This is a genomic window from Streptomyces sp. NPDC060209, assembly GCF_042728155.1.
Taxonomy (GTDB): Bacteria; Actinomycetota; Actinomycetes; order Streptomycetales; family Streptomycetaceae; genus Streptomyces.
Window position 1 is genome coordinate 1 of the sequence record NZ_JBHWZS010000062.1, and the last position, 26,610, is coordinate 26,610.

Here is a 26,610-nt window from a genome sequence, read left to right on the forward strand (position 1 = left end):
CCTATCGGTGCGGGGCCCTGAGTCATGCGGGCAGAGGTCCACGCGGAAGTCGTGGGAAGCATGGGCGGGCTACGCCGGCGCCGCGAGCTCCGCCCAGACCGTCTTGCCCGGCTGCTCCGGCGTGCGCGACACGCCCCAGTCGAGGCAGAGCCGCTGCACGATGAACATGCCGTGCCCGCCGGGCCGCCCCGCGCGGTGCGGGGTACGGGGCGCCGGCTGTCCCGCGCCGCCGTCGACGACCTCGACCCGGAGCATCTTGGGCGAGCAGGCGATACGGAGCTCCTCGGGGCCCTCCGCGTGCAGGCAGGCGTTCGTGACGAGCTCGGAGACGACCAGCAGGACGTCCTCGGCGGCCGCCCGCCGGTCGGCGCCCGACGCGGGCAGCCAGCCCCAGTCGTAGAGCGCCTGCCGGGCGAAGTCGCGGGCCATCGGCACGATGCCGCTGGCCTGTCTCAGCGAGAGCGTGCGCCATTGCCGGTCAGCGGGCACGGCAGAGGCGTTGCCCGTGCCGTCCGGCTCGCGGCCGAGGCCGCCCGGCTGATGCTGCCGGGTGGTGCTCATCAGCGCTTCACCTCACCGATTCACCGTGTGTTGCCATCGAACAGATACAGATCACATACAGAGCGTGCGGGCTTCATGACCCCGACGGGATCTCTCCTGCCCGGCTGAATGGTGACAACACCCACTTCGGCTACGCCATGGGCGTGACTCGCGCGACAGCCGGGGTTCCCGGGGCCGGGGAGACGCATGGAAAGCGCCGCTGTCAGGTGCTCAGAGCGTCTTCGAGCGAGGCGTGGACGGTGAAGACCGCCTCTGCCCCCGTGATCTCGAAGACACGAGCCACCACGGGCTGCATTCCGGCCAAGTGAACCCCTCCCCCGGCTGCCTCCGCCTTCAGGCGTGCGCCGAGCAGCACATTGAGCCCGGTGGAATCACAGAAGTCGAGTCGCGAGCAGTCGACCACCAGACGTGTACGTCCTTGTTCGACCGCGCTCTCCAGAGGCTCGCGCAGCAGATCGGCGGTGTGGTGATCGAGCTCACCCACCGGCGTCACGACTTCACTGCGGCCCTCTGTCCGGACCTCGACCTGTAGCCGACCCCGGTTCGCACTGCCGACCGTCCCGCGGTCCATGCACGTCCCTCTTCGCCGTCCGTCACTACCCGCGTCCCTGTGTACGCGGCTTCATCGTGGCTGCCCCCGACGTGCGTAAAACATTACGCGTTTCCCTCGCCACACGGTAGTCGGAGAACTCCACAAAGCGGACATACAGGCGGATTTGGCGCTTGTAACTCATGGCTGGAAGCGGGTAAGGGTAGAAGGGACATCTGCACCAGGAATTTTCGATCGGCTTCGGAGGCGCCGCTTCACCGCAGGAACACGTATGGGCATCGGCAGCCATATGCCGAGAACGATGGAGGAGAACCATGTCACCCCGGCTCGACGTATCGCGTACCCACATCGCGACGTCGGCATGTCCTCAGGGACCGACCGATTCCGACTCCGCTGCCGCGAGCGCCGTACCCGGCCCGCGCATCAGCACCAGCACCACCGGCACGACCACCGACCTGACCACCGACGACCACCTTCCGGTCGACGAGTACGAGGGCCTCGAGGGACTTCCCGAGATCCCGCCCTTCGCCGAAGTCGGCGCGCTGGACGCGAGGGCCCTCTCCAAGACGCTCTTCGCGCGGCTCGAAGCCCTCGAGGAGGGCACCCACGAGTACGCGTACGTCCGCAACACCCTCGTCGAGCTCAACCTGGCCCTGGTCAAGTTCGCAGCCGCCCGGTTCCGCTCCCGCAGCGAACCCATGGAGGACATCGTCCAGGTCGGCACCATCGGCCTGATCAAGGCGATCGACCGCTTCGAGCTCAGCCGGGGCGTGGAGTTCCCGACATTCGCGATGCCCACCATCGTCGGCGAGATCAAGCGCTTCTTCCGTGACACCAGCTGGTCCGTGCGCGTCCCGCGCCGACTGCAGGAACTGCGGCTGGACCTGGCCAAGGCGGGCGACGAACTGGCCCAGAAGCTGGACCGCGCGCCCACGGTCGTCGAACTCGCCGACCGCCTCGGCCTCAGCAGGGACGAGGTCGTCGAGGGCATGGCCGCGAGCAACGCGTACACCGCGAGCTCGCTGGACGCCAAGCCCGACGACCACGGCGACGGCAACGACTCCGCCCTCGCGGACCGCCTCGGCTACGAGGACCACGGCCTCGAAGGGATCGAGTACGTCGAGTCCCTCAAGCCGCTCATCGCCTCGCTCCCCCTGCGCGACCGCACGATCCTCTCCATGCGGTTCGTCTCCAACATGACGCAGTCGGAGATCGGCGAAGAACTCGGCATCTCGCAGATGCACGTGTCCCGGCTGCTCTCCCGGACTCTGGTCAAGCTCAGGAAGGGCCTGACCGTGGAGGAGTGACCCGGCGTCACCGGCACCCCCGGTACACCCTTGCGAAAGGACCTGCCCAGGCCGACGGGCGGGTCCTTCCGCATTGTTGACGAAGTGCCACGGACTGGGCGACATTGGGCAGGGTTCTGGGGGGAACACATGGCTCATGGGGAGAGCGGTCCGGCGGACCGTGCCGTGCCGGAAGCAGCGAAAGCGGTGGAATCCGCGATGGGCACCCGGCTCGGCCGGGAATGCCTGTACGTCCCGTCCTGCCGACTGGGCCTCTACGTGGCGCTCCGCCACTGGTGCGAACCCGGCGGAAAGATCCTGATGTCCCCGGTCAACGACGACGTCATCCTCTTCGTCGTCCTCGCGGCCGGCCTGCGGCCCGTCCAGGCCCCGCTGTCCGCCTCGGACGGTTCGATCGACATGGACGCGGTGCCCGACTCCGTGTGGACCGGCCTCTCCGCCGTCCTCACCACCAATCTGTACGGGAATCCGGACCCGGCCCGCCGGCTGCGCGAGCGCTGCGACCGCCTCGGCATCCCGCTGATCGAGGATGCCGCGCACGCCATCGGCAGCGCCACGGACGGAAAGCCGGTCGGATCCTTCGGGGACGCGGCCGTCTTCAGCCTCTCCAAACACGTCGGCGCGAAGGCCGGAGGCTTCCTCGCCCTCGCCAACCCTGCCCTGCGAGCCCCGCTGGAGCAGGCCCGGGACGCCCTGCTCGACCCGGCCCGCCTCACCGCCGAACTCGCCTACGCCGTACGCCCGTACGCGGAGTCGGCCGTACGCGGACTGCGGCTCGCCCCGGCGGCCTGGTGGGCCCTGCGGCTCCTCGGGCTCCAGGAACGGGAGGAGATCCGGATGCCCTTGCGGCCCGCGGAGCTGTTGGGGGCCCTGGGCGCCGCGCCCTCGCTGACGGCCTTCCACTCCTGGGCCCGCGTCGACATGCACGACTACCGCATCGCTCCGGGCCGATTACGGCTGCGAAGGGTCCGACGCCTGCTGGCCCGCCTCGACGAACGCCTCGTCGCGCACCGGACGGGCGCCGAACGCCTCCTCACGACCCGCTGGGCGCCTCCGATTCCCGCCGGCGCCCCCGTACAGCCGCTGTTCCGGGTGCCGTTGCTGGTGGCCGACCGGGACGCGGCCGTCGCCGCGCTCGCCCGCCACCGCATCACCGTCGGCTACCTCTACGACCCACCGCTCGACACCTACGCGGGCGAGGCCTTCACCGACCCGTCCCCCGCCCCCGACGGGGCGGCCTGGTTCGCACGGCACGCCCTGCCCGTCGACCCGCTGCGCGCCGGTCCCGTCATCGAGATCCTCACCTCGGCGGGTGTCCGGCCCGCGAGAGAGCTGCCCGGTGGCTGACACGACGAGAGTCGGCCCGCCGGAGGCCGGAACGGCGCCCTCACCCGCCCCGGAGGACGGTGCGAGCGGCGACTCGATGTTCCGCAACGCCTACGCCCTGATGCTCTCCACCGGTGTCTCCGCCGCCCTCGGCCTGGGCTTCTGGCTGGTCGCCGCCCGCTATTACACGGAGGAGGCCGTCGGCCAGGGCTCCGCCGCCATCGCCGCGATGCGGCTCCTCGCCTCGGTCACCGCGACCACGATGATCGGCGCGGTCGTGCGCTACGTGCCCCGCGCCGGACGCGCCACCGGATCCCTGGTCGCCCGCACCTATCTGGTCAGCTCCGTCGTCGTCACCCTCGCCTGTGTGGTCTTCCTGCTCACCCTGGACCTGTGGGGTGACTCCTACGCCCCGCTCGGCACCCTGTCCGCCGGGCTCGTCTTCACCGGCTCCTGCGTGGCCTGGGCGGTCCTCACGCTCCAGGACGGAGTGCTGACCGGGCTGCGCAAGGCCGTCTGGGTGCCCGTGGGCAACGCGGTGTTCTCCATCGGCAAGCTGCTGCTCCTCGCAGCGTTCGCGACCGCCCTGCCGGCCCTCGGCGTCTTCGTTTCCTGGGCCGCGGCCATCGCCCTGTCCGTACTGCCGCTCGGCTGGCTGATCTTCCGCAGGCTGATCCCGCGTCAGGCGGGTGCCGACCGGGACCGCGAGCCGCCCCGGCTGCGTGAGATCGGCAGATTCCTGGCCGGGGACTCGGTCGGCGCGCTCTTCAGCCTGGCGATGATCAACCTGCTGCCGGTGATGGTGGCCGTGCGCTTCGACGCCGCGCACAACGGCTTCTTCTACATCGCCTACACCGTCGGCGGCACCATGGAGTTCATGGCCATCAACATGGCCTCCTCCCTCACCGCGCACGCCTCGCACAGCCCCGGCCACCTGGCCGAAGGCGTCCGCGGGGCACTGCGCCGCATGGCGGTCCTGCTGGTCCCCGTCGTCGTCGTGCTGGTCCTCTTCGCCCCGCAGATCCTCAGCCCCTTCGGTTCCGACTACGCCGCCCACGGCACCCTGGTCCTGCGGCTTCTGGCCGCGGCCGCCCTGCCCCGGGTCGTGGTCGAGCTGTACATCGGAGTGCTGCGGGTGCAGGGCCGCACCGGTGCGCTGGCCGTCCTGCAGGGGACGATGTGCGCTCTCGTCCTGGGCAGCGCGGCCCTGCTGCTCGGCCCGATGGGCATCGCGGGCGCCGGCTGGGCGATGCTGCTCGCCATGACCGCGGTGGCGGCCGCGTCCGCGCTGGGACTACGGTCGGCCCTCACCGGGCGGGCACCGTGGGGTTCTCGGCGTCCCGGGCCGAAGAGCGAGGAGTTCGGGACGAGCTGGGCCAGGCTCGCCGCGCAGCACTCCCGGGAGCGACGGGCCGAGGACCACGCGGCCGACTGGACCTCCGACACGATGTATCTGCGGGGAGCCCACGACACGGTGACCCCTGCCTACGGCCTCCCCGTCCGCGCACCGGAGGGCCGGGCCGCCGCCGGGCACGGGAGCGGTGACGCGCCGTGGCTGTGGGGGCTGCTGGGGCTCGCCGCCGTGTTGTTCTGGGTCCCGCTGTCGCGGGCGGCGCACGCCGGGCGCCTACGGCTGACCGGTGCGGAGCTGGTCGACGCGCTGCCGCCGGTCACCCTGACCTCCGGGGTGCTCATGATCGTCGTCTACAGCGCGGCCGTCGCCCAGCGCCGTCCTCGGCCCGCGCTGCTGGGCGCCGCCCTGCTGGTGACCGTGGCGGCCCTGCACTCCGCCCCGCTGTTCCTCGGCATCCGGCCGGCCGCCGCATCGGGCGACTGGCACGGGACACTGGCCGGCTTCCTCGCCGGTGCGGCGGGGCTGGACTCCCCGGCAGGGGTGCTCCGAACCCTGCCGTTCGCGCTCCAGCTGCTCTGTCTGGCGCTGGCCGCGGTCCTCCTGCGGACCGCCGGGGCGCACTGGCGGGTCACGGCCGCCGCGGTGTGGGTGCTCGCGGTGGCCGGGTGGGCCGCGCAGGACGCCTTCGCCGCGGCCGGACTTCCCGTGTTCTGGGGGCTGTTCGCGGCCACGGCGGTGGCGTACGGCGTCCGTGGGAGGGTCAGCGGCCGGGCACCGGCTGCTTGAACCAGTCGTCCTGGCCGGCCGTGCGGTAGCCCTCCAGGCCCGGACCGTCGTCGACCGTGAGGTCGCAGCCCTTGCCGGGAACCGCCCGGTTCCAGTGGACCAGCGCCTTGGCCTCGGGCATGGTCCGGGCCACCTCCGGGATCTCCTCGTACCACTCGCGCTGGCGGTCCTCGTCCGCCGGATCGGGCACCGTGGCGAACTCCGCGAACATCAGCGGCTTCTCCGCACTGATGTGGGTGCGCAGCCACTCGTACGTCGGCCGCTGGCTGCGGTCGAAGTCCTTCCAGTCCGTGGTGTCGTGGCAGGTGAAGTAGTTGTACTGGTCCATGCCGATCCAGTCGACGTAGTCGTCGCCCGGGTAGAGCTGTTCGAAGAGCTTCCCCGACGCGAGGTAGCCGGACACCGTCCACACCCACACCACGTTGTCCACACCGAGCTCCTCGAACCGGTCGTGGAGGTGGCGGTAGGCGGCGACGTACTCCTCGGGCGTGCCCGCGTCACCGACCCGGGCGTCGACCTCCTGGTCGAAGGAGAAGAACACCCGCTTCCCGTACGCCTTGATGCGACGCGCCTGAGGGTCGATGATCTCGCGGTCGTACTCCCCCGACGCGACCTTCGCCCAGCCGAGCTGGTCCTCGGTCCAGTTGGCGTGGTGAGGCTCGCGCCACACCGTGGACTCCCAGGCCAGCATCAGCATCCGGTCCCGGCCGAGGATCTGCTCGTCGGGGGTCAGGAGCTGGCCGTCGAGGTCCGTGCCCGACATGTCGTGGTAGGTGTACAGCAGGTCGAGCTTCCGGCCGATCTTCTTCTCGAACGCGTACACCGCGTCCTTGAGCGAACCGTTCTCGGCGTACGGCACATAGGCGCCCCACCAGGCCCCGCACGGCGGTACGAGCGTGGCGGTGGGGGCGCACGACCCGCGGGGTACCGGTCCGGTGGCGGCGTCGGCGGGGAGGGCGTCGGCTGAGGGCACCCCGTCCTCGTCCTCACCGGAGGAGGGCGTGCCGTACCAGGCGAGGAGCCCCGTCAGCAGCGCCGCGACGGCGACCAGGGCGAGCACGAGGTACGTACGTGGGCGGCGCTCCTCCGGTGCGCGGTGGCGGGTCACCGGCGCCTCACGGGCGCGGTCCGGGCCCTCTCGACGGCGCCCCGGGTGGCCGCGGGCAGCGGCAGTCCCGGGAGAGCGGAGGCGAGGGTGGTGAGCGCGGCGAGCGACACCAGGAACGCGGTCCCCGAGAAGCCCTCCACCAGGAACAGCACCGTGGCCGTGACGACGGCCAGGGAGAGCCCGAGGGGCGCGGCGAGCGCGGCCGCTTCGAGCCGGGCACCCGGCCTGAGCAGTCCGGCCTGCGGATACAGCAGGGAGAGTCCGGGGCCGAAGCAGACGAACAGGAGCACGGGCGCCCAGCGCAGGGGCGAGCCCCCCGGCAGCGCGGTCGAGGCGAGCGCCGCCCATCCGGAGAGCGCCAGGACGACTCTGACGAGGGTCTGCCGGGCGGGGAGTGCCGGTTGCCGGTTCTCGGACACGTGGCTGCCTTCCTGGTCTGGGGTCTGCCGGCAGAGATGCCTGGTCAGGGGCTGTCGTAGCGCAGGACGACGCCGTGTTCGGTCCGCTCGACCACCTGGAACAGCGGCGAGGCGGCGAGGTCCCGGGTCAGAGCCGCGAAGCCGCCGGGGGGCAGCAGCCCCTCACCGGCGGTGTAGATGTCCTGGGTGCGCGTGAGGATGACGTAGGCCGTCGTCCCGGGCGGCAGCCGGGTCGAGAGATAGCGCGCCGGGTCCTTGAGCATCTCGACGTTCTCGGGCAGCTCCTGTTCGGCGAAGAACCAGTGCTCCAGCCGGTCGTAGCGGTGCAGCGCCTGCGGGAAGGAGCCCGTGGTGGCCAGGATCAGGGCCCCTTCGGGGGCTCTGTCGATGGTGCGGGTGACGAGAGCGGTCTCGGCGGGCGGGGTGTAGTTCATCCGCTCCTTGCCGTAGTAGGAGGGCATGAAGCCCGCCAGCAGCGCGGCCAGCGCCAGCGGGAGGGCGACCGCGCAGATTCTCCGTACGGCCGGCCTGACCCGGTGCGCTCCGGTGCCTCCGGCGGCCGGGACGAGCGCCGCGGCGGCGAAGAACGCGGCGCCGGGCAGCGCGAACAGATAGACACGGAAGAGCATTTCGCCGCCGTAGTCGTTGACCACGAACAGAGGTACGGGCGCGGCGGAGGCCAGCAGCAGCGGCAGGGCGCTGTGCACCAGACGGCGGCGCAGCAGGAGGGCCGCGCCCGCGAGCCCGGCGACGGCCAGCACCATCACGACGTTGGCCCGCCCCGCGAGCTCGGGGCCGGCCCCGGTGAGCTGTCCGGCGTATCCGGCACGGGAGTTCTGGGTGAGCTCGCCGAGGGAGTCGCGCAGGGTGCCCAGGGTCTCGGTGAACAGCGGGCGGCCCATGGTGAGGTCCCAGGCCAGCATGAGCAGCACGGCCACGGCGAGCAGTCCGGGATTGCGGTAGCGGCGGGTGAGGTTGAACGCGAGCAGGGTGACGCAGAGCATCACCGGGGTCAGCTGGTGCACCGCGTCGACCGCCACGAGCAGGGGCGCGAGGACCACGACACAGACCGCGCGCTGCCGGGTGCCGGTGGGCGGCGGGACGGCGGCGGCGGCCGGGTCGAGGTAGGCGCGCGAGCGCAGCCGTCCGGCGGAGCCGGGACGCACGAAGTGCCTCACGACGACGGCGAGTACGGCCAGATGAAGGAGGAAGGCGAGGCCCTGCGGGGCCAGGTAGTCCTGGCCCACCCAGTTGGCGAGCTGGAAGATCCAGACGGCGGTCCAGACGAGGCGCCAGTCCTCGCTGAAGGTGCGGTAGATCAGGATCAGGACCGGCATCATCAGCAGGCCGAAGACAACGGGCGCCCAGTTCAGATAGGCGGCGGCGCTGTCCACACCGAAGGTGCGGACGAGTCCGCCGTTCAGAGTGAAGAAGCCGGGCCACTGGTCGTAGGCCGACATGTTGCCGGACAGGCCTTCGTCCGGGCGCAGTTCGCCGTTGGCCAGCAGATGGTTGATGACGGCGTCGTGCTTGGAGGCCCAGGGATAGCGCTCCGAGTCGTACAGGACGGCGGGGACGCCCTTGAGCGCCATAAGCAGGCCGGCGCAGTACAGCGCCGGCCACCACGGGGCCGTGCCCGCGCGGCGGAGGCTGACCAGGAAGCCCGCGGTCAGGACGGACAGGGAGAGGTAGTAGGTGACGGGCAGCCGGTCCAGGAGGCCGTACTCGCCCATCGAGCGGAACCCGATGTAGGGAAGCGAGGAGATCCAGAGAGCGGCCGCCAGGAGCAACGGCAGCCAGGTGAGCAGTGTCTGGGGTCTCAGCGCGTCGGGGAGACGGCGGGGCGCCCTGCCGGGGGCGGCGCCGGGCGGCCCGGGAGGAAGCACCGGATCGGCGCTCCCCGCGGTGTCCCCCTTGACCGGTGCGGGCACATGCTGCGGCACGGTGCGACTCCCCCCACGGATGTGGTCGCGGCCGTCACGCCGCTGTCCCCTTAAGCGAAGTATAGGAAAGTGCTTCTGCTTTGTGGCGCTCTCGTACTTTTCACCATGGCCCTGCCCCTTCCTCCGCGGTGCCGCGCCTCACCCCGCGAAGACCGGGCCCCTGACCGAGGCCCGCGCCCGCCGGTACCACCGCCATCCCACGGTCGGCAGCGAGTCGGGGAACGGCGCCACGCGGGCGCCCTCGCCCGCCATCCAGCGCTCGATGTCCCGCACCGTGTGGCTCCGCCGCACGATCAGCCGAGCGATCCGGTACGGCTCGTCCCGCCCGGAGCTCAGCGCGTGACGGACGGCCACCGCGCTCTCGTAGCCGGCGGCCCGCGCGGCGCGGCGCACGCGTCCGCTGTTGTATCCGTGCGGATAGGCGAGGTGGGTCACCTCGTGGCCCAGCACGTCCTCCAGCACCGCCTTGGAGTCGATGAGTTCGGTTCGCAGGGCCGCGGCGGACAGCGTGTCCAGCTGCGCGTGGGTGACCGTGTGCCCGCCCACCTCCATGCCGTACTGCTCGAGCAGCGGCGCCTGCTCCAGCCTCATCATCGGACCGGGCGGCAGCAGGCTGCCCCCGCCTGACCGCGTCAGCGCACCGGTCGTGAGATACGCGGTCGCCGGCATCGACCGTCCGGCGAGCGCCTCGGCGGTGGGCCCCGGCAGGTCCGCGAAACCGTCGTCGAAGGTAAGGACGACCGGACGGTCCGGCAGCTCCGCACGTCCGGCGAGGTGGGCGATGAGGGCACCGACCGGGACCGGCGTACGTCCACAGGCGCCGATCGCGTCCAGCTGGGCGGCGAACGCCCGTGGCGTGACGGTGAATTCGGCGATCCAGTCCGGCGGGTCGTCCATCACCGCGTGGTACAGCAGCACGGGTATCCGGGACGCCGCTCCACGCCCCCCGGGTCTGCCGGGTCCGCTCGCTCTCATCTCCCCTCCCAGGGGCGTGACGCGCCGCGCAGGGCGAACCGGGCGCGCACGTATCCGAGGGGGCCGTACAGCAGACCGCGACGCTCCAGCCGGGACAGGTGCCGGGGCCACGGGTAGGTGTACGTGCCGTGCGCGCCGGGAACACCGCCCCGCCCCGCCGTGTCGGTGGCACGCGGCGCCGTCATCGTGCGGGCATGGGCGAGGCCGCGCGGCAGCCGGGCAAGAAGGGGCGGCAGCAGGGAGGGCCTGCGGACCAGGAGCGCGGTGAGGCAGGCGGTGAGCCCGGCGCCGTAGCCGTATGCCTGCCCGCACAGGTCGCCCCAGCCCTCCCGGTGGTGGTGCCAGACGATCGCGTCGGGCGTGTAGTGCAGCGGGTACCCCTCGGCGAGGAGCCGTACGAAGGCGTACAGGTCGTCGCCACCCTTCGCCGGGGTGCCGGTGCCGGTGGCGGGGTCGAAGCCGCCGACCGCCTTCAACGGCCCCGCGCGGAACGCCATGTTGGCGCCCGAGCCGAACCGTCCGGCGGTGAACGGGAAGAGCGGCTCGTCGGCCGGGGGGTGCGCGGGGTCGTAGCGCCGCGCGGCGAACCCCTTGGCGAATCCGCCGTGGCTCTCCAGCAGGACCTGCGCCGGGGTGGTCAGCCTGGCCGGCAGGATCAGGCCGGTGACGCAGGCCAGCCGGGGGTCCTCCCCGAAGGGCCGGGTGAGGGCGGTGAGCCAGTGCGGGTCGGCGATGACGTCGTCGTCGGTGAAGGCGAGGACGTCGGACGTGGCGACGGCGACGCCCCGGTTGTGCGCGGCGGCGAGACCGGGCACCGGCTCGGGCGCGTAGCGCACGCCCCGGCCGGCGTATGCCGAGGTGACGAGCTCGCGGGTGGCGCCGGTGGCCGGGGCGTTGTCGACGACCACGATCTCGAAGTCCGGGTGGTCCTGGGCGAGCAGCGAATCGAGGGCGCGGGCGAGCTGAGCCGGCCGCTCCCTGGTCGCGACGACCACCGTGGCCCTCGGTACCTCCCCTGCCGGTGGGCGCTCCGGGGCGTCCGGGACGACGATCTCGTCCGCCGCCTGCTTCGCGAGGACGGAGGCCGGGTCGTCGCCCGCCCTGACGCGCCCGACGACCGTGCCGACCGGGCGCCCGCGCAGCCGTACGAGGGCGAAGACCCGTCGGCCGTCCCCGTCCTGCGGGGCGGTTTCCAGCGGCGGCCCGCCGGGGGCGGGCCCGATCCGTACGCCCGTGCCGTCGGCCGCGTCGAGCTCCAGTTCGGCGACGGCCAGGCCGGTGAGCCGGCCGATGTCCGGTAGCCGCGCTGTCTTCCCTGTCCGTTCGTTCCGGTACGGCATCCGGTCCCCCCGGTCGTGACGCTATGGACGTTTCGGTTCGCGCAGCCGGCCGGCCCGTTCCAGGCCGCGCTGTGCCAGGCCCGCCAGCCGGGGCCGTTTCCGTACGAAGCTGTGCGCGCGGCGGGACGGTTCGCGGCCGAGCCATTGAAGGGCAGCGCCCGCGCCCGGCCTGACGGAGGCACCCTCGTGCACCGTGAGCTCGCCGGTCTTCAGGGCGTCCTTGTACTCTGCCGCCCCGCGTCCCATGTCGAGCATCCCGATGCCGTCGTCGGCTGCCGCCCGCGCCATCCGCAGATGCAGGATCAGGCCCGGCGAGAACTTCGCGAACTCGGGGTCGTACGCCGGGAACCAGCACGAGAGCACCGTCCGCGAGCGCAGCCCGAAGTGGGCGGCCACGGGCCGGTCACCCGCGTACAGCACGGAGAGCAGACCGGAGCAGCCGGGCGCCCGGGTGTGGAAGAGGAACTCCACCAGGTCCCGGATCCACCGCTTCGCGAAGCGGTCGCGGCGACCGGTCCTGCGGTACTGCGCGGACTTCCACTCCATCAGGGTCCGCAGCACCGCCGGATCCCGTTCGTCGAGGACGAACCGCACCTCCCCGGCCTCACGGCCGAGCTTGCGTTCCTTGGCCAGGGTGGTCCTGAGGAACTTCGGCGACCGGGCGCGCAGCCCCTTCTCGTAGCTCTCGTAGCCGTCGCCGACATCGATGACGTACGAGGCGTACGAGCGGGCGGCGTCCGGCTCGAAGAGGCCCTGGCGCTCCTCGAGATTGTCGAACTCCCAGGCGGAGAGGCCGCAGGCCCGCAGCAGCTCCTTCGCGTCCAGCGGAAGGCCGGGGCGCAGCACCGCGCCCTGGACGTCGGAGACCCCGAAGCCGATGGCCCGGCCGTGGCCGAGCCGTCCCCGCTCGAAGGGGAGGAAGCCGGCCGTCCCCCCGCTTTCCTCGCTGATCACCGCCACCCGCGCGTGCGGCCGGACACGGCCGACGGCAAGCGCGAATTCCGGTTCCATGAACGGATGGGCCGGGGCGCCGGACTTCGCCCGCAGCTCCCGCCAGGTCTCGATGTCCCCCGCGCCCAGATCTCCGGGCCTGACCACACGTATGCGCCTGCTGCTCACAAGACCCCCCGGTCCTACCCCCTGAGCCACGCTGCCCAGAACGGTACCGGGCGCGGTCACTCGGCGGTAGACAGCCACGACATCCAGTGACCGACCGGTGAAAATCGGATCCAGGCGTCACACGGCTCTCTCCCCGGCCCGCCACACCGCGGCCACCAGCGGGACTCCGGGCCGGTAGGCGAGGTGGACGTGGCTCGGCGCGTCGAGGATCACCAGGTCGGCGCGGGCGCCGGGGGTGATGCGGCCGATGTCGGTGCGGCGCAGGGCGGCGGCACCTCCGGCTGTGGCGGACCAGACCGCTTCGTCGGGGGTCATACCCATGTCCCGCACGGCGAGGGCGATGCAGAACGGCATGGAGGAGGTGAACGAGGAACCCGGATTGCAGTCCGTGGACAGCGCGACCGTGGCGCCCGCACCGAGGATGCGACGGGCGTCGGGCCAGGCCGCGCGGGTGGAGAACTCGGCGCCGGGGAGCAGGGTGGCGACGGTGGAGCCCTGGCCGAGGGCGTCGAGGTCGGCGTCGTCGAGGTGGGTGCAGTGGTCGGCGGACGCCGCGTCCAGCTCCACGGCGAGCCGGACACCTGGGCCGTGGCCGAGCTGGTTGGCGTGGACGCGGGGATGCAGCCCCCTGGCCAGACCCGCGGTGAGGATCGTGCGCGCCTGGTCCTCGTCGAAGGCGCCCCGCTCGCAGAAGACATCGATCCAACGGGCGTGCGGGGCGCAGGCGTCCAGCATCGGCCCGGTGACGAGATCCACGTATCCGGAGGGGTCGTCGGCGTAGTCGGGGGACACGATGTGGGCGCCGAGGAAGGTGACCTCGTCGGTGTGGCGGGCGGCGATGCGCAGAGCGCGTGCCTCGTCCTCGACGGTGAGGCCGTAGCCGGACTTGGTCTCGAAGGTGGTGGTGCCCTGCCGCAGCGCCTCGGCCAGATAGCGCGCGACGTTCGCGGAGAGCTCCTCGTCGGAGGCGGCCCGGGTGGCGGCCACGGTCGTACGGATACCGCCCGCCGAGTAGGGGCGGCCGGACATGCGGGCGTTGAACTCGGCGGTGCGGTCTCCTGCGAACACCAGGTGGGAGTGGGAGTCCACGAAGCCCGGGATCACCGCGCGGCCGCCCGCGTCGACGGCGTTGTCGGTGGCGGGTGCTTCGCTGGATTCACCGGTCCACACGATGCGGTCGCCGTCGATGACGACAGCCGCGTCCCGGATCAGGCCCAGGGGGGTCCCGTCGCCGAGGGAGGGGTCGTTGGTGACCAGGTTCGCGATGTGGGTGATGGCGGTCGTGGCGGTCGTCGTCATCCGGGAACAGCTTTCGTCGGGTTCGCCCGGCTGGGCCGCCGGGATTGTCGGCCGGGGGCGTGCGTCCGGCGGGGAGCTCCGCCGGGCCTCCGGTGTGTGGCTCGGCCGGGTGCTCAGCCGTGCAGGGCGGCGACGGCCGAGGCGAGCGCTCCGGGCACGTCCTCGATCCGTGTGTGGCGGCCGTCCCGCACGATGTGCCGGCCGGCCACCACGGTGTGCCGCACATCGGCGGCCGTGGCGGCGAATACGGCTGCTTCGGCTGCCAGCCGCGGTACCGGCCCCGCTGTTCTGACGGAGTCCAGTGCGACGGTGGCGAGATCGGCGGGCGCACCCGGTTCGAGCGTGCCCGCGTCCGGGCGGCCGAGCGCCGCGTGTCCGTCGGCGGAAGCGGCCCTGAGCAGGGCGGCCGCCGTCCAGTGGCCGCGCACATGGGTGCGCAGGCGCTCGTTGAGCTCCATGGCACGGGCCTCCTCGAAGAGGTCGATCACAGCGTGGCTGTCACTGCCCAGCGAGAGGGGGGAACCCGCGCCCTGGAGCGCGGTGGCGGGGCCGATGCCGTCGGCGAGGTCGCGTTCGGTGGTGGGGCACATGCAGGTGCCTGTCCTGGAGGTGCCCAGCAGCTCGATGTCCTCGGCGGTGAGGTGCGTGTTGTGGATGCCGGTGGTGTGCGGGCCGAGGACCCCGTGGTCGGCGAGCAGCCGCGTGGGGGTGCAGCCGTGGGCGGCGCGGCAGGCGTCGTTCTCCGCGGTCTGCTCGGAGAGGTGGACGTGCAGCGGGACCGCCCGCTCCTGGGCCCACCGGGCGACGGTGGCCAACTGCCCCGCCGGCACGGCTCGTACGGAATGGATCGCGGCACCGACGACCACCAGGTCGTCGTCACCCTTGAGGAGGGAGGCACGCTCGGCCCAGGCGTCGGCGGTGGTGTCGGAGAAGCGCACCTGGTGCCGGCTCGGTTTCTCCCCGAACCCGGCGGCGAGATAGGCGGTGTCGAGCAGGGTGATCCGGATTCCGGCCTCGGCCGCCGCGGCGATGAGCGCCTCGCCCATGGCGTTCGGGTTGTCGTAGGGCGTACCGCCGGGCGTGTGGTGCAGATAGTGGAATTCGCCCACCGCGGTGATCCCGGCCAGCGCCATCTCTGCGTACGTGGCACGGGCCAGGTCGTAGTAGGTGTCGGGGGTGAGACGGGAGGCCGTCCGGTACATCGTCTCGCGCCACGTCCAGAAGGTGCCGGAGCCCACCTGGACGGTGGAGCGCAAGGCCCGGTGGAAGGCGTGCGAGTGGGTGTTGGCCAGTCCCGGGACGGTCAGCCCGTGCAGCGCGGTGGCGCCGGGCGGCGGCGTGTCGATTCCCGTCCGGACGCCTGCGATGCGCCCGTCGGCCACGTCCAGGAGGACACCTGGCTCGACATGGGTGCCGAGCCAGGCGTGCGACATCCAGTAGGTCGCGGTGACCGGTGCGCCCGTCGGTTGCGTTGTCAGCTGCACGCGAGACCTTCCAGTACGTCGGCGAGTGCTCCCACCCCGGCCACGCAGTCGTCCTCGGCGGCGTGCTCGGCAGGTGAGTGCGAGATCCCGGTGGGGTTCCGTACGAACAGCATGGCGGTCGGCACGGAAGCGGACAAAATACCCGCGTCGTGTCCCGCCCCCGTACCGAGCACAGGCACGGTGCGCCCCGCGCCGTCCCGACCACGCTTCGCCAGCACCCGGCCGATCTCGTCGCGCAGGGCGTGCTGGAACTCGACAACGGGGGTGAACGACTCGCGTACGACGTCGAGATCGATCCCGGCCCGCTCGGCGTGCTCCCGCGCGGCCCGCTCGACACCGCTCACGACGGCGTCGAGAGTGGCCTGGTCGGCGGCCCGTGAGTCGAGCCAGCCCCGCACGAGGGAGGGGATCGCGTTGACCCCGTTCGGCTCGACGGCGATCTTGCCGAAGGTCGCGAGGCCTCCGGCGAGCTCCGCCTCGCGCCGGGCCGCCAGCACGGTCTCGGCGTACGTGAGCATCGGGTCGCGCCGGTCGGCGAGCCGTGTGGTGCCGGCGTGATTGGCCTCGCCCCGGAAGTCGAACCGCCAGCGTCCGTGCGGCCAGATGGCCGAGGCGACCCCGACCGGGTCACCGCTCAGGTCGAGGGCACGGCCCTGCTCCACATGGAGCTCGACGAACGCGCCGATCCGGGCGAGGCGTTCGGGATCGGGCCCGATGGCGTCGGGGTCGTACCCGGCGGCCTCCATGGCCTGCGGCAGCGAGACGCCGTCGCCGTCACGGAGCTGCCGCGCGTCCGCGGCGGTCAAACGTCCCGCGGCGAGCCGGGAGCCGACGCAGGCGAGCCCGAATCGGGCCCCTTCCTCGTCACCGAAGTTGACGACGGCGAAGGGCTTGGTGAACTCCGCTCCCCTGCGACGGAGTTCGTCCAGGGCGGCGAAGGAGGACACCACGCCGAGAGGGCCGTCGAAGGCGCCGCCGTCGGGCACCGAGTCGAGATGGGACCCGGTGACCACGGCGTCCCCGGCGAGCGGATCGCCGAGCCAGGCCCACTGGTTGCCGTTGCGGTCCACCTCGTGCACGAGCCCGCGGGACTCGGCCTGGGCGCGGAACCAGTCCCTGCACTCCAGGTCGGCACCGGTCCAGGCATACCGGCGGTAGCCACGGCTCCCCGGATCGAGTCCGAGGGGCGCGAGGCCGCGCCACATCGCGTCGAACGACTGCGGCTCGGGCAGCGGGGGCTCCGCACCCGTCCCGCCCCGCGCCGGTCCGCCGCGAGCCGCCCCGGTCTCCGGCCGCCGCCCTCCGCCCGCCGTCCCGGTCACCGGCCGTCGTCCTCCGCCATCGGGACCCGCACACCCTTGTCCGAGGCGACGGACTCCGCGATGTCGTAGCCCGCGTCGACATGCCGGATGACGCCCATCCCGGGGTCGTTCGTGAGCACCCGGCGGATCTTCTCGCCCGCGAGCTCCGTGCCGTCGGCGACCGTGACCTGCCCCGCGTGGATCGAGCGCCCCATGCCCACACCGCCCCCGTGGTGCAGGGACACCCAGGACGCCCCCGACGCCACGTTGACCATGGCGTTCAGCAGCGGCCAGTCCGCGATGGCGTCGGAGCCGTCCAGCATGGCCTCGGTCTCGCGATAGGGCGAGGCGACCGACCCGCAGTCCAGGTGGTCGCGCCCGATGGCCAGGGGTGCGGCGAGCTCGCCGCTCGCCACCATGTCGTTGAACCGCTCGCCGGCCCGGTCCCGTTCGCCGTAGCCGAGCCAGCAGATCCGGGCCGGCAGGCCCTGGAAGTGGACCCGCTCACCGGCCATTTTGATCCAGCGGTGCAGCGACTCGTTCTCCGGGAAGAGTTCGAGCAGGGCCTTGTCCGTCTTGTGGATGTCCGACGCCTCGCCCGACAGCGCCGCCCACCTGAAGGGCCCCTTGCCCTCGCAGAAGAGCGGCCGGATGTACGCGGGGACGAAGCCGGGGAAGTCGAACGCGCGCGCGTATCCGGCGAGCTGGGCCTCGCCCCGGATCGAGTTGCCGTAGTCGAAGACCTCGGCCCCCGCGTCCATGAAGCCGACCATCGCCTCGACGTGCGCGGCCATCGACTCCCGGGCACGCCGGGTGAAGTCGGCGGGCTTCTCGGCCGCGTAGGAGGCCATGTCGTCGAAGTCGACACCGACGGGCAGGTAGGCGAGCGGGTCGTGCGCGCTGGTCTGGTCGGTGACGATGTCGACGGGGGCGCCTTCGGCGAGCATCCGGGGCAGCAGCTCCGCCGCGTTGCCGAGCAGACCGATGGAGAGCGGACGCCGCGCGTCGCGGGCCTCGACGGCCAGCTGGAGCGCGTGTTCGAGCGAATCGGCCCGGACGTCCAGGAAGCGGTGCTCGATCCGGCGCTCGATGGCGCGCGGGTCGCAGTCGATGCAGAGGGCGACACCGTCGTTCATGGTGACGGCCAGCGGCTGGGCGCCGCCCATGCCGCCGAGTCCGGCCGTCAGCGTGATGGTCCCCGCCAGCGTCCCGCCGAACCGCTTCGCGGCGACGGCGGCGAACGTCTCGTACGTGCCCTGGAGGATGCCCTGGGTCCCGATGTAGATCCAGGACCCCGCGGTCATCTGCCCGTACATGGTGAGCCCGAGGGCCTCCAGGCGGCGGAATTCCTCCCAGTTGGCCCAGTCGCCCACCAGGTTGGAGTTGGCGATCAGGACGCGCGGCGCCCATTCGTGGGTCTGCATGACACCGACCGGCCGTCCGGACTGGACGAGCATCGTCTCGTCCTGCTTGAGCGTCCGGAGCGTACGCACCATGGCGTCGAACGACCGCCAGTCGCGGGCCGCCTTGCCCGTGCCTCCGTAGACGACGAGCTTGTCGGGGTGTTCGGCGACCTCGGGGTCGAGGTTGTTCTGCAGCATCCGGAGGGCGGCTTCCTGCTGCCATCCCAGGGCGCTCAGTTCCGTGCCGCGCGGTGCCCGTACGGGGCGGGGTCCTGACATGGGGATGCCTCCTCGCGAATGTGACTCTCCTATTCACATCCTGTCCGTCTGAATAGAACTAGTCAACAGGTGAGCCCCGCGCCTCCACCGGGCACTCGTCCTTCCACCACTCTCCGGGGAGGCCCCTTGACCGCATCACAGACGACCCCGACGGCCGAGGAGCCCGCGCTCAAGCGGGCCATCGGTCCCAAGCTCCTCATCCTGTTCGTCATCGGCGACATCCTCGGCACCGGGATCTACGCCACCACCGGCAACGTCGCGGGAAAGGTCGGCGGCGCGCTCTGGCTGCCGTTCCTGATCGGCTTCGCGGTCGCACTGCTGACGGCGGCCTCCTACGTCGAGCTGGTCGGCAAATACCCCAAGGCGGCCGGCGCCGCGCTCTACACCCACAAGGCCTTCGACGTCCCGTTCCTGACCTTCGTCGTCGCCTTCATGGTCATGTGCTCGGGCCTGTCGTCCGCCAGTGCCGCCGCCCGTGCCTTCAGCGGCGACTACCTCGGCGAGTTCACCCACGCCCTGCCGCCCACACTCGTCGCGATCCTCTTCGTGCTCGCCCTCGCCGCGATCAACCTGCGAGGCGTCGCCGAGTCGGTGAAGGCCAACGTCGTCCTGACACTCGTCGAGCTCAGCGGCCTCCTGGTGATCCTCACGATCGGCGCCTACGCGGTCCTGACGGGGGACGGCGAGCCGTCCCGGCTCACCGAGTTCGACACGGGAGGCACCGGCTACGCGCTGATCACCGGCGTCCTCGGCGCGACCGCACTCGGCTTCTTCGCCTTCGTCGGCTTCGAGGACTCGGTGAACATGGCCGAGGAGACCCGCGACCCGGCCCGGACCTTCCCGCGCGCCATCTTCATCGGAGTCGGGGTGACGGGCACCATCTATGTCGCCGTCGCCCTGGTCTCGTCGCTTCTGGTCGACCACCGCACCCTGGAGGGGTCCAGCGGGCCGCTGCTGGAGGTGGTGAAGGCGGGCGGCGTCGACTTCCCGCCGAAACTCTTCGCGCTGATCGCCCTGTTCGCGGTCACCAACTCCGCGCTCATCAACATCATGATGGCCTCACGCCTCTGCTACGGCATGGCCAACGAACGCATCCTGCCGCGCGCCATGGGCCGGGTCCTCGCCAAGCGGCGCACCCCGTGGGTGGGCATCGTCTTCGTGACCCTCCTCGCCATCGGCCTCGTCTCCACCGGCGAGATCGAGGGCCTCGGTGACACCACCTCGTTCCTGCTCCTCTGCGTCTTCGCCGTGGTCAACATCGCCGTACTGGTGCTGCGCAAGGACCGGGTGGACCACGCGCACTTCCGTACGCCGACGGCGCTGCCCGTGCTGGGGGCGATCACGTCCCTGATCCTGGCCAGTCCGCTGGCCGACCGGGAGGCGGACGTCTACATCCGGGCCGGGATCCTCGTACTGATCGGAATCGGTCTCTGGGCGGTCAACAAGCTGGTGATGTCGGCCGGCGAGAAGGCCTGACAACGAGCGGCAGCGGACCGGATCCGCCGCGAAAGAGACAGCCGGCCGGACATGTTCCGACCGGCTGTCGCGCGTCCACCAGCCGCCCTCTACACGGCCGACCGCATGTACCAATGGAAAATGCCAGAACTCCCACCAGGAATGCACACGTTGCGTAGCCTCTCCATTACATCCGTACGCCACGTCGGGAGGGGAGTTCGCGTTGCCCGGAATCGACGAGTGCCTGATCGAAGTCATGAGGCTGCCCGGTGCCCGGGGCGCCGCGGTGGTCGACTGGACGAGTGGTCTCGCGCTCGGCACCATCGGTGAGTCGCCCAACGGCGACCACGAGGCCACGGCCGCCGAGACGGCCGAGGTGGCGAGGATGGCCGCCGAACAACCGGTCTTCGCGCAGGCGGACGCGCCCGCCGGATCGACGGGCCCGCCCGTCCCCGCCGTCGAGGACGTCATCGTCACCACCGCCCCCGGCTACCACATCCTGCGTTTCGTCGAAACGGCCTTCGACAGCAGCGTCTTCCTCCACCTCTGGCTGGACCGCGCGGAAGGCAACCTGGCCCTGGCGCGCATACGGCTCGGCGAGATAGCGGAGCGGCTGGTCCTGGCATGAGACCCACCGTCACCGACAGGCCCGGCACACCCGAGCGGGCCGCCCCCTCCCCGATGCTGCAGCGGCTCGCGGCGGAGCGCGCAACCGGCGCGTTGATGCGCGACCGCGGCACCCTGTATCTCGCCGACGGCCAGGTCGTCCACGCGGAGAGCCCCTCGACCCCCGGAATCGACGTCCTGCTCACCACGGGCGGCGCCCTGCACTCCGAAGGCTGGTGGGACGCGGTCGCCCAGGCGGGTGCCGGGCAGCGGGTCGGCCGCTATCTCGTGGACAGCGGCCGGGTTCCCGGCGGCGCGCTGGAACTCTGCCACCTCGGGGCGTTGTACGACGCCGCCTTCTTCGCGCTGGCCCCCACGAACACACCGGCCCGCTTCCGCTACGGGGTCTCCCACTGGATCGGCCCCGTCCGCCCCGTACCCGTGCACGCCGTGCAGCGGGAGACGCTGCGGCGCCGGGAACTCCTGGACCGGATCTGGCCCGACGCACTCACCGACAGCGCACCGCTCACCCCGGCGACCCACCCGGTCGACGCCCCTGTCCCCCCACGACAGCGCCGCGTCCTGGCCCTGGTGAACGGCGAGCGCACGGCCACGGACATCGCCCAGGAGCTGGGCCGATCGGCCTTCCACACCCTGGTCGACCTGCGCCGGCTGGCGGCTGCCGGACTTGTCGAAGCGGTCCGCCCGAGCACGTCCGGGTCCGCATCGGTGTCCGGGCAAGGCCGCATCTCGCTGCCCGAGGTCACGACCGACCCCGACGTCGCCCTGTTGCGCCGGCTCAGAGACGCATTGGAGGCCCTGTGATACGCGCGCTCAGACAGCGTGCCGGGAGGAGACAGCTGATGGTGCCCGAGGCAGAGGTGCAGGACGTCCTCGACGAGCTCCAGCGGTTACGCGCCCGGGTGCCGCTCCTGACCGGCGCACTGGCCGCCAGCACCGACGGCCTGATCGTCGCCCAGGACACGCCGGGTATCGAGGCCGAGGGCGTCGCAGCACTGACCGCCGCCGCACTCGGCGTCTCGATCCGGATGACCGACGCCACCGGACGCGGCGGCTTCCGCGAGCTCCTGATCCGCGGCGAGGACGGCTACATCGCCACTTACGCGGCGGGCTCCTCCGCCGTCCTCACCCTGCTGGCCGAGGACCGCATCAACGTCGGCCGCCTCCACCTCGAGGGCCGCCGCGCGGGCGCGCGCATCGGCGAAGTGGTCGACGCCGCACAGGACCGCGCCGACCGCCCCGTGCCGCCTCCACGCCCGCAGCAGTCCCGCGCCCTGCCGCGCCGCACGACCACACCGGATGCCACGTGACACCCGCACCAGCCACGGACGGACCCGGCCGGACACGCACCGGCCGGAAACCCACCACCCAGTCACGGACCGGCCACCAGGCCGGCCAGGGAAAGGAAACGAGCACTATGGCCAACACCGAAGCGTCACTGAAGGATGCGATGGCGTCGATCGAGGGGACCCTCGGTGTCGCACTCGTCGACTACACCAGCGGCATGGCCCTCGGCACCCTCGGCGGTGGCAAGGACTTCAACCTCGAGGTCGCGGCGGCCGGCAACACGGACGTCGTCCGCGCGAAGCTCCGGACCATGGAGCACCTCGGCATCAAGGACGAGATCGAGGACATCCTGATCACCCTCGGCACCCAGTACCACCTGATCCGGCTGCTCAAGACCCGTGGCAGTAACGGCCTGTTCCTCTACCTCGTACTGGACGGCGGCAGGGCCAACCTCGCGATGGCCCGCCACCAGCTGCGGAAGATCGAGGCGGAACTGGAGATCTGACCCCGCGTTCTCACCGGCGGCGACGCCGCGCCCCACCGGGTGCGGCGTCCCCCGCCACGGGTCCGGTCGTCCGGTAGGCCTTCACCCGCTTGCCCGCGGGCCGGCCACGCTCCGCCCAGTCGGTCCGCACCCAGTACAGGACGTCGTCCCGCCGCTCCCGCTGCCCGAGCCGTACGGCCTTCAGCCACAGCCCGGCACCGGCCCCGGCCAGCACGAACCCGCCGGTTCCCGGCAGCACGTACGCGCTCGCGACCGCCACGAGGAACGCACCGGCCAGCCACCATCGGTAGGCACGCCGCCAGTTCCGCACGGTCACGTCCCGGTCCTGGAGGAAGTCGCTCCGCCCGGCCCGGGTGGCGCCCTTCGCGAGCTCCGCGTACCGCCCCGTCCGTGTGAACGCCACGGCGGCCAGGACCACCAGGAACAGCGCGGCCCCTGCCAGCAGCCCGATCCGCCGGCCCGTGAGGCCCGGGACGAACGCCCCGACGGCCGCCGCCAGCAGCCCCGGCCACCACAACGGCGCGGCCCCGGCCCGTACGATCACGGCCACCCTCGCCAACGACTGCGCTCCGCGCCCCACGTCCGTACCCCTCTCCCGCGGTTCCCTTTGGACCTCTGGGCGCGGAGAGTAATAGGCACAGATGAGCGACGTCTGAGAATCGGAGGATGGCGGCCGCCCGGAATGCCGGGCCCCGACGGCCCGTAACCGCCGCTACTCGACGAACAGACCCCGCGCGGCGGCCCTCGCGTCGAACTCCTCCAGCCGGGCCTGCGCCTCGGGCAGCCCGTCGCACATGGCCTCCAGCAGCGCCCGGCCCAGCAGCATCGGCGCGCACGCGGTGTCGAAGGCCAGCCCGGTCCCCACGGCTGCCGGAATCAGCAGATCGCTGTGGGCCGCCACCGGAGCGAACGCCGAGTCGGCCACGGTCACGACGGTCAGCCCCTGCTCCTGCGCATGCGCCAGCGCGTCCACGACCTCGCGCGGGTGCCGCGGCAGCGCGAAGCACATCAGCGCGCTCGCGCCCGCCCGCCTGGCGGAATCGATGCGGTCGTGAAGCATGCTGCCGCCCTCGTCGATCACCCGTACGTCGGGGTGCACCTTGGCGGCGAAGTACCCGAATCCCCGGGCCTGCGAGGAGGCGGCCCGCAGCCCGAGCACGAGGAGGGGCCTGGACCCGGCGAGCAGCCGCCCCGCCCGCTCGACCGGAGCGGGGTCGGCGAGCAGTTCCGAGAGGTGCCGCAGATTCTCGATCTCCGCCCGCACCGCCTGCTGGTACTCGTTGAGGCTGTCCTCCACGCCGCCCCCGTCGGCCGCATCGGCAGGAGCGACCTCCCTCAGGTGCTTGCGCAGTGCGGGATAGCCGTCGAACCCGAGGGCCACGGCGAAGCGGGTGACGGACGGCTGGCTGACTCCGGCCAGCTCCGCCAGCTCCACACTCGACAGGAACGGGGCATCGGCGGCCCTCCGCACCATGGAGTGCGCGATCCGCCGCTGGGTGGGCGTGAGCCGCTGCCCCTCGAAGAGCCGCTGCAACCGTGCAGCCGGGCTGCTCCCGCTCATGCTGACCCCTCCAGAGTTCCGCCGCACCGGTCCGGCGCCGGGGAATCCATTCAGCCAGCATGCGGTCTGAATGTCCATATACAGCCCACGGTCCGGAACGGGCGGGCGACGAACGCTGTCGCAACCAGCGCTACAAACCCCTCAGCACTCCAGGCGTCAACACCGCAGGGCAGGCCTTCACCCTCACCGGTGAATTCCTCCTCCCGAGCCGTGTGATCGACGCCAGCGTCGGAGGATGTGAAGAAAGCGTGCCCATGGCGGCCGCCCTCACATCCCCGCACCGTTCCATCCGCACCATCAGGAAGACACGCCCCCATGTCCCAGCAGTACCCGCAGAACCCCCAGCAGCCGTACCAGGGCGGTCCTGCCGCCCACCCCGGCGGGCCGGTCCCGCCGCAGCAGCCCCAGCCCAAGAAGTCCTGGTTCGCCCGGCACAAGGTGCTCACGGCCGTCGGCGGCGTGTTCGCGTTCCTCGTCATCGTCACGATCGCGACGGGCGGCGGGGACGACTCGAGCAAGGGCTCCGACACGGCGGCCACCGCCCCGCAGAAGCAGGCTGACGCCGAACCCGCGGAGAAGGCCGACGACAAGCCCGCCGAGAAGAAGCAGGAGCTCTCGCAGGCCGACCAGTTCAAGGCCTTCGTCGAGAAGAGCGGCACTGCCGCCGAGAAGGCCGCGGCCGAGCACATCACCAAGGTCCAGGGCGCGGACGAGTCCAACGGGATCCTGGACGCCGCCGACGTCTACACCGATTTCACGGGCGGTCTGATGGGCCCGCACCAGGGCGAGGGCAAGCTGCTCGCATCCGCGTTCGCCGACTGGAAGGACTCGGAGAACGGCCTGGTCACCATCTACGACGAGGACGGCGAGATCCTCTCCAACGGCAACTTCTGACGGAACGGCGGGCGGGCACGTCCGCCGGCCTCCCCCGCCCCGGGCCCCGCTCCGGCCCGGGGCGACGGGGTGTCCGTGCCGAACCTGCCTCTCGCATTGCGGGACCGCCCTCCCCTGCCGACCCTGGGATCATGATCCCAGCCAATACGAGAGGGCCGGGCGGCATCATCGTCCGCTACGGCGACACCGATGCCGCACACGTGCTGAGCGTCTACGCCGATCTGCGCTGCCCCTACTGCAAGCGCATGGAGCTCGGCCTCGGAGCCGTGATGGAGCGGGCCGCGGACGAGGGCAGATTCGCGGTGGACCACCACTTCGGCACGTTCATCGACGACGCCGCGGGCGGCAGCGGCTCCCTGGAGGCACTGGCCGCGCTGGGGGCCGCGGCCGACGAAGGGCAGAAGCCGTTCATGCTCTATCTGCGGGCGCTGTACGCCGATCAGCCCAGCGAGGACGTGGACGCCTTCGCCGACCGGGACACCCTGTTGCGGCTGGCCGAGGAGGTCGAGGCGCTGCACACCGACGCCTTCCGCCAGAAGGTCATGGAGCGCACCTACCTGCCCTGGGCGGCGCAGGTGGCGGCGGCCTTCGAGACGAGCGGCGTCCGGTCCACCCCTACGGTCCTCATCGACCGCACCCCGGTCCCCGTCATCAACGCCCTGGGATACGCGGTCACGCCCGAGGCGTTCCTCGCCGAGGTGGCTCCCGCGTGAACGCCCGGCCCGTCCCGGCTGTCAGGGCTTGCGCGCGACCCCGCTGAACATGACCACCTCGTCCGGCAGGCCACCGTCCCCCGGCTCGGGGCGCCACCGGCCGCACGACACCACACCGCCGGCGGAGGCGTCAGAACACGACACGTGCCGCCGTCAGCGCGGCCCGCGCCCCGGGGTCGCCCTCCAGCTCCAGGCGGCCTCGCACCTGCCGCCCAGAAACGTGCCGGGCGAAGTCGATCGCGTCCGCACGGAGGGTGGCCGCCGGGGTGCCGATGCCCAGCAGACGGCGCCCTCCCGCCGGGCCTTGGAGGTCGATTTCCGCCGCCGGCCCCGTCCAGGCAAGGGCCAGGTCCAGCACCACCTGGTCCACCATCTCCCGGTCGTGCCCGTCGAGGACAAGCTCGGCCCCGGTGGCGTCGCTGAGGTCCACCCGGTGCATCCAGGTGTCGCGGACCACGAGGACGTTGCCGAGGTAGTCCATCGAGTCGTCGGGCAGAGCCTTCGCCTCCGGGTAGAGCAGGCTCAACCGGATCTTGCGGCGGACCGGCGCCGGCATGCGGCGCAGGGCGATGAGCCCCTGGGGTGCGTAGTGGGCGAGGGCGCCGATCAGTTCGCGCCCCGGGACGGCCTTCCGGTCCTCGATCTGGGCCTCGTTGTGCCCGTCCAGCCGGCCGAGGTGAGGATGGGTCCGTGCGGCGCGCCGGATCCGGCGCAGCGCGACCCAGGGGCGCGGCAGCTCCTCGTACTGACCGACGGTGTGCGACAGCATGTCCCGGACCGTCCAGCCGGTACAGGCGGTCGGACGCCGCCAGTCCTCGTCGGAGAGTTCACGGAACGTCGAGAGCGTCGCCCGCAGCTCCGCCTCGTTGACCAGACGCGCCCTCGTCCCGGACGTACGGGGGATGGCACGGGCGGACGTCGTCGTGGTGGCCATGAGCGCGCCTCCAGTCTCCCGGCAACAACGCTACGCCGACAGGGCACGGCCTGCCCTGCGCGGCGGGCCGCCGAAACAGG

The 26,610-nt window shown here is 72.0% G+C and carries 25 protein-coding genes; 10 read left to right on the top strand and 15 right to left on the bottom strand.

Features of this window, described 5'->3' with window-relative positions:
- Window positions 1-69 precede the first annotated feature (69 nt).
- Both ACFWFI_RS14875 and ACFWFI_RS14880 read right to left on the bottom strand, forming a co-directional pair.
- Window positions 70-561 carry an ATP-binding protein gene (locus ACFWFI_RS14875; RefSeq protein ID WP_387389452.1) on the bottom strand — a complete coding sequence of 164 codons (492 nt, stop codon included), beginning with the start codon at window positions 559-561 and terminating at the stop codon, window positions 70-72.
- Between the two features lie 202 nt (window positions 562-763).
- Window positions 764-1,132, bottom strand: coding sequence for an STAS domain-containing protein (locus ACFWFI_RS14880; protein ID WP_383116092.1), 369 nt, complete (start codon window positions 1,130-1,132; stop codon window positions 764-766).
- A 293-nt stretch (window positions 1,133-1,425) separates the two neighbouring features.
- Between ACFWFI_RS14880 and ACFWFI_RS14885 the strand changes: the two genes are divergently transcribed.
- From ACFWFI_RS14885 to ACFWFI_RS14895, 3 genes are all read left to right on the top strand, one after another.
- On the top strand, window positions 1,426-2,418 hold the full coding sequence (locus tag ACFWFI_RS14885; RefSeq protein WP_387389455.1) for an RNA polymerase sigma factor SigF: 993 nt from the start codon (window positions 1,426-1,428) through the stop codon (window positions 2,416-2,418).
- Between the two features lie 198 nt (window positions 2,419-2,616).
- Window positions 2,617-3,765, top strand: a complete 1,149-nt coding sequence (locus ACFWFI_RS14890) for a DegT/DnrJ/EryC1/StrS family aminotransferase (protein WP_387389508.1) — start codon at window positions 2,617-2,619, stop codon at window positions 3,763-3,765.
- Window positions 3,758-5,884, top strand: a complete 2,127-nt coding sequence (locus tag ACFWFI_RS14895) for a lipopolysaccharide biosynthesis protein (RefSeq protein WP_387389457.1) — start codon at window positions 3,758-3,760, stop codon at window positions 5,882-5,884. Before ACFWFI_RS14890 ends, ACFWFI_RS14895 begins: the two co-directional genes overlap by 8 nt.
- Here ACFWFI_RS14895 and ACFWFI_RS14900 read toward each other — a convergent pair.
- The 10 genes from ACFWFI_RS14900 to hutU all read right to left on the bottom strand — a co-directional run bounded on the left by ACFWFI_RS14900 (window position 5,859) and on the right by hutU (window position 18,554).
- Complete coding sequence (locus ACFWFI_RS14900; protein ID WP_387389460.1) at window positions 5,859-6,992, bottom strand: glycoside hydrolase family 26 protein; 1,134 nt, start codon at window positions 6,990-6,992, stop codon at window positions 5,859-5,861. The two genes, ACFWFI_RS14895 and ACFWFI_RS14900, sit on opposite strands and share 26 nt — an antisense overlap.
- Window positions 6,989-7,411, bottom strand: a complete 423-nt coding sequence (locus tag ACFWFI_RS14905; RefSeq protein ID WP_387389462.1) for a hypothetical protein — start codon at window positions 7,409-7,411, stop codon at window positions 6,989-6,991. Before ACFWFI_RS14905 ends, ACFWFI_RS14900 begins: the two co-directional genes overlap by 4 nt.
- 44 nt (window positions 7,412-7,455) lie before the next feature.
- A complete protein-coding gene (locus ACFWFI_RS14910) occupies window positions 7,456-9,354 on the bottom strand; it encodes a hypothetical protein (RefSeq protein WP_387389464.1) in 1,899 nt (632 codons plus the stop codon).
- A 138-nt stretch (window positions 9,355-9,492) separates the two neighbouring features.
- On the bottom strand, window positions 9,493-10,272 hold the full coding sequence (locus tag ACFWFI_RS14915) for a polysaccharide deacetylase family protein (RefSeq protein ID WP_387389466.1): 780 nt from the start codon (window positions 10,270-10,272) through the stop codon (window positions 9,493-9,495).
- Window positions 10,273-10,325: 53 nt separating this feature from the next.
- On the bottom strand, window positions 10,326-11,603 hold the full coding sequence (locus tag ACFWFI_RS14920; protein ID WP_387389511.1) for a glycosyltransferase family 2 protein: 1,278 nt from the start codon (window positions 11,601-11,603) through the stop codon (window positions 10,326-10,328).
- An 87-nt stretch (window positions 11,604-11,690) separates the two neighbouring features.
- Window positions 11,691-12,788: a GNAT family N-acetyltransferase gene (locus ACFWFI_RS14925; protein WP_387389469.1), complete on the bottom strand. Its 1,098-nt coding sequence runs from the start codon at window positions 12,786-12,788 to the stop codon at window positions 11,691-11,693.
- 117 nt (window positions 12,789-12,905) lie between these two features.
- Complete coding sequence (gene hutI, locus ACFWFI_RS14930; protein ID WP_387389471.1) at window positions 12,906-14,087, bottom strand: imidazolonepropionase; 1,182 nt, start codon at window positions 14,085-14,087, stop codon at window positions 12,906-12,908.
- A 113-nt stretch (window positions 14,088-14,200) separates the two neighbouring features.
- Window positions 14,201-15,571, bottom strand: coding sequence for a formimidoylglutamate deiminase (locus tag ACFWFI_RS14935; RefSeq protein ID WP_387389473.1), 1,371 nt, complete (start codon window positions 15,569-15,571; stop codon window positions 14,201-14,203).
- On the bottom strand, window positions 15,562-16,776 hold the full coding sequence (locus ACFWFI_RS14940) for an allantoate amidohydrolase (RefSeq protein ID WP_387389514.1): 1,215 nt from the start codon (window positions 16,774-16,776) through the stop codon (window positions 15,562-15,564). Before ACFWFI_RS14940 ends, ACFWFI_RS14935 begins: the two co-directional genes overlap by 10 nt.
- 113 nt (window positions 16,777-16,889) lie before the next feature.
- Entirely contained in the window at window positions 16,890-18,554 is a 1,665-nt protein-coding gene (hutU, locus tag ACFWFI_RS14945; protein WP_387389475.1) for a urocanate hydratase, read from the bottom strand.
- A gap of 126 nt (window positions 18,555-18,680) precedes the next feature.
- On the opposite strand from hutU, the gene ACFWFI_RS14950 reads away from it, so the two are divergent.
- The 5 genes from ACFWFI_RS14950 (at window position 18,681) to ACFWFI_RS14970 (ending at window position 22,428) form a co-directional block, all read left to right on the top strand.
- Window positions 18,681-20,030 carry an APC family permease gene (locus ACFWFI_RS14950; RefSeq protein ID WP_387389477.1) on the top strand — a complete coding sequence of 450 codons (1,350 nt, stop codon included), beginning with the start codon at window positions 18,681-18,683 and terminating at the stop codon, window positions 20,028-20,030.
- Between the two features lie 202 nt (window positions 20,031-20,232).
- The gene (locus ACFWFI_RS14955) at window positions 20,233-20,637 is read left to right on the top strand and encodes a hypothetical protein (protein WP_387389479.1); all 405 of its coding nucleotides are present in this window, start codon (window positions 20,233-20,235) and stop codon (window positions 20,635-20,637) included.
- Entirely contained in the window at window positions 20,634-21,440 is an 807-nt protein-coding gene (locus tag ACFWFI_RS14960) for a helix-turn-helix domain-containing protein (RefSeq protein WP_387389481.1), read from the top strand. Before ACFWFI_RS14955 ends, ACFWFI_RS14960 begins: the two co-directional genes overlap by 4 nt.
- 38 nt (window positions 21,441-21,478) lie before the next feature.
- The gene (locus ACFWFI_RS14965; RefSeq protein WP_387389482.1) at window positions 21,479-21,946 is read left to right on the top strand and encodes a roadblock/LC7 domain-containing protein; all 468 of its coding nucleotides are present in this window, start codon (window positions 21,479-21,481) and stop codon (window positions 21,944-21,946) included.
- Window positions 21,947-22,053: 107 nt separating this feature from the next.
- Complete coding sequence (locus ACFWFI_RS14970) at window positions 22,054-22,428, top strand: hypothetical protein (RefSeq protein WP_387389484.1); 375 nt, start codon at window positions 22,054-22,056, stop codon at window positions 22,426-22,428.
- Between the two features lie 10 nt (window positions 22,429-22,438).
- On the opposite strand, the gene ACFWFI_RS14975 is transcribed toward ACFWFI_RS14970, so the two are convergent.
- Window positions 22,439-22,978, bottom strand: coding sequence for a hypothetical protein (locus ACFWFI_RS14975; RefSeq protein WP_387389486.1), 540 nt, complete (start codon window positions 22,976-22,978; stop codon window positions 22,439-22,441).
- Between the two features lie 162 nt (window positions 22,979-23,140).
- The gene (locus tag ACFWFI_RS14980) at window positions 23,141-23,989 is read right to left on the bottom strand and encodes a MurR/RpiR family transcriptional regulator (protein ID WP_387389488.1); all 849 of its coding nucleotides are present in this window, start codon (window positions 23,987-23,989) and stop codon (window positions 23,141-23,143) included.
- Window positions 23,990-24,304: 315 nt separating this feature from the next.
- On the opposite strand from ACFWFI_RS14980, the gene ACFWFI_RS14985 reads away from it, so the two are divergent.
- Complete coding sequence (locus tag ACFWFI_RS14985) at window positions 24,305-24,883, top strand: hypothetical protein (protein WP_387389490.1); 579 nt, start codon at window positions 24,305-24,307, stop codon at window positions 24,881-24,883.
- A 131-nt stretch (window positions 24,884-25,014) separates the two neighbouring features.
- Entirely contained in the window at window positions 25,015-25,596 is a 582-nt protein-coding gene (locus tag ACFWFI_RS14990; RefSeq protein ID WP_387389492.1) for a DsbA family protein, read from the top strand.
- Window positions 25,597-25,726: 130 nt separating this feature from the next.
- Here the strand turns inward: ACFWFI_RS14990 and ACFWFI_RS14995 are convergent, their stop codons facing one another.
- The gene (locus ACFWFI_RS14995) at window positions 25,727-26,530 is read right to left on the bottom strand and encodes a maleylpyruvate isomerase family mycothiol-dependent enzyme (RefSeq protein WP_387389493.1); all 804 of its coding nucleotides are present in this window, start codon (window positions 26,528-26,530) and stop codon (window positions 25,727-25,729) included.
- Between the last annotated feature and the right edge of the window lie 80 nt (window positions 26,531-26,610).

Coding starts and splice junctions, on each gene's coding strand:
- ACFWFI_RS14885 (WP_387389455.1), top strand. CDS start 1,426: ATGTCACCCCGGCTCGACGTATCGCGTACCCACATCGCGACGTCGGCA.
- ACFWFI_RS14995 (WP_387389493.1), bottom strand. CDS start 26,530: ATGGCCACCACGACGACGTCCGCCCGTGCCATCCCCCGTACGTCCGGG.
- ACFWFI_RS14985 (WP_387389490.1), top strand. CDS start 24,305: ATGTCCCAGCAGTACCCGCAGAACCCCCAGCAGCCGTACCAGGGCGGT.
- ACFWFI_RS14880 (WP_383116092.1), bottom strand. CDS start 1,132: ATGGACCGCGGGACGGTCGGCAGTGCGAACCGGGGTCGGCTACAGGTC.
- ACFWFI_RS14940 (WP_387389514.1), bottom strand. CDS start 16,776: ATGTGGCGCGGCCTCGCGCCCCTCGGACTCGATCCGGGGAGCCGTGGC.
- ACFWFI_RS14960 (WP_387389481.1), top strand. CDS start 20,634: ATGAGACCCACCGTCACCGACAGGCCCGGCACACCCGAGCGGGCCGCC.
- ACFWFI_RS14965 (WP_387389482.1), top strand. CDS start 21,479: ATGGTGCCCGAGGCAGAGGTGCAGGACGTCCTCGACGAGCTCCAGCGG.
- ACFWFI_RS14980 (WP_387389488.1), bottom strand. CDS start 23,989: ATGAGCGGGAGCAGCCCGGCTGCACGGTTGCAGCGGCTCTTCGAGGGG.
- ACFWFI_RS14890 (WP_387389508.1), top strand. CDS start 2,617: ATGGGCACCCGGCTCGGCCGGGAATGCCTGTACGTCCCGTCCTGCCGA.
- hutU (WP_387389475.1), bottom strand. CDS start 18,554: ATGTCAGGACCCCGCCCCGTACGGGCACCGCGCGGCACGGAACTGAGC.
- ACFWFI_RS14990 (WP_387389492.1), top strand. CDS start 25,015: ATGATCCCAGCCAATACGAGAGGGCCGGGCGGCATCATCGTCCGCTAC.
- hutI (WP_387389471.1), bottom strand. CDS start 14,087: ATGACGACGACCGCCACGACCGCCATCACCCACATCGCGAACCTGGTC.
- ACFWFI_RS14875 (WP_387389452.1), bottom strand. CDS start 561: ATGAGCACCACCCGGCAGCATCAGCCGGGCGGCCTCGGCCGCGAGCCG.
- ACFWFI_RS14970 (WP_387389484.1), top strand. CDS start 22,054: ATGGCCAACACCGAAGCGTCACTGAAGGATGCGATGGCGTCGATCGAG.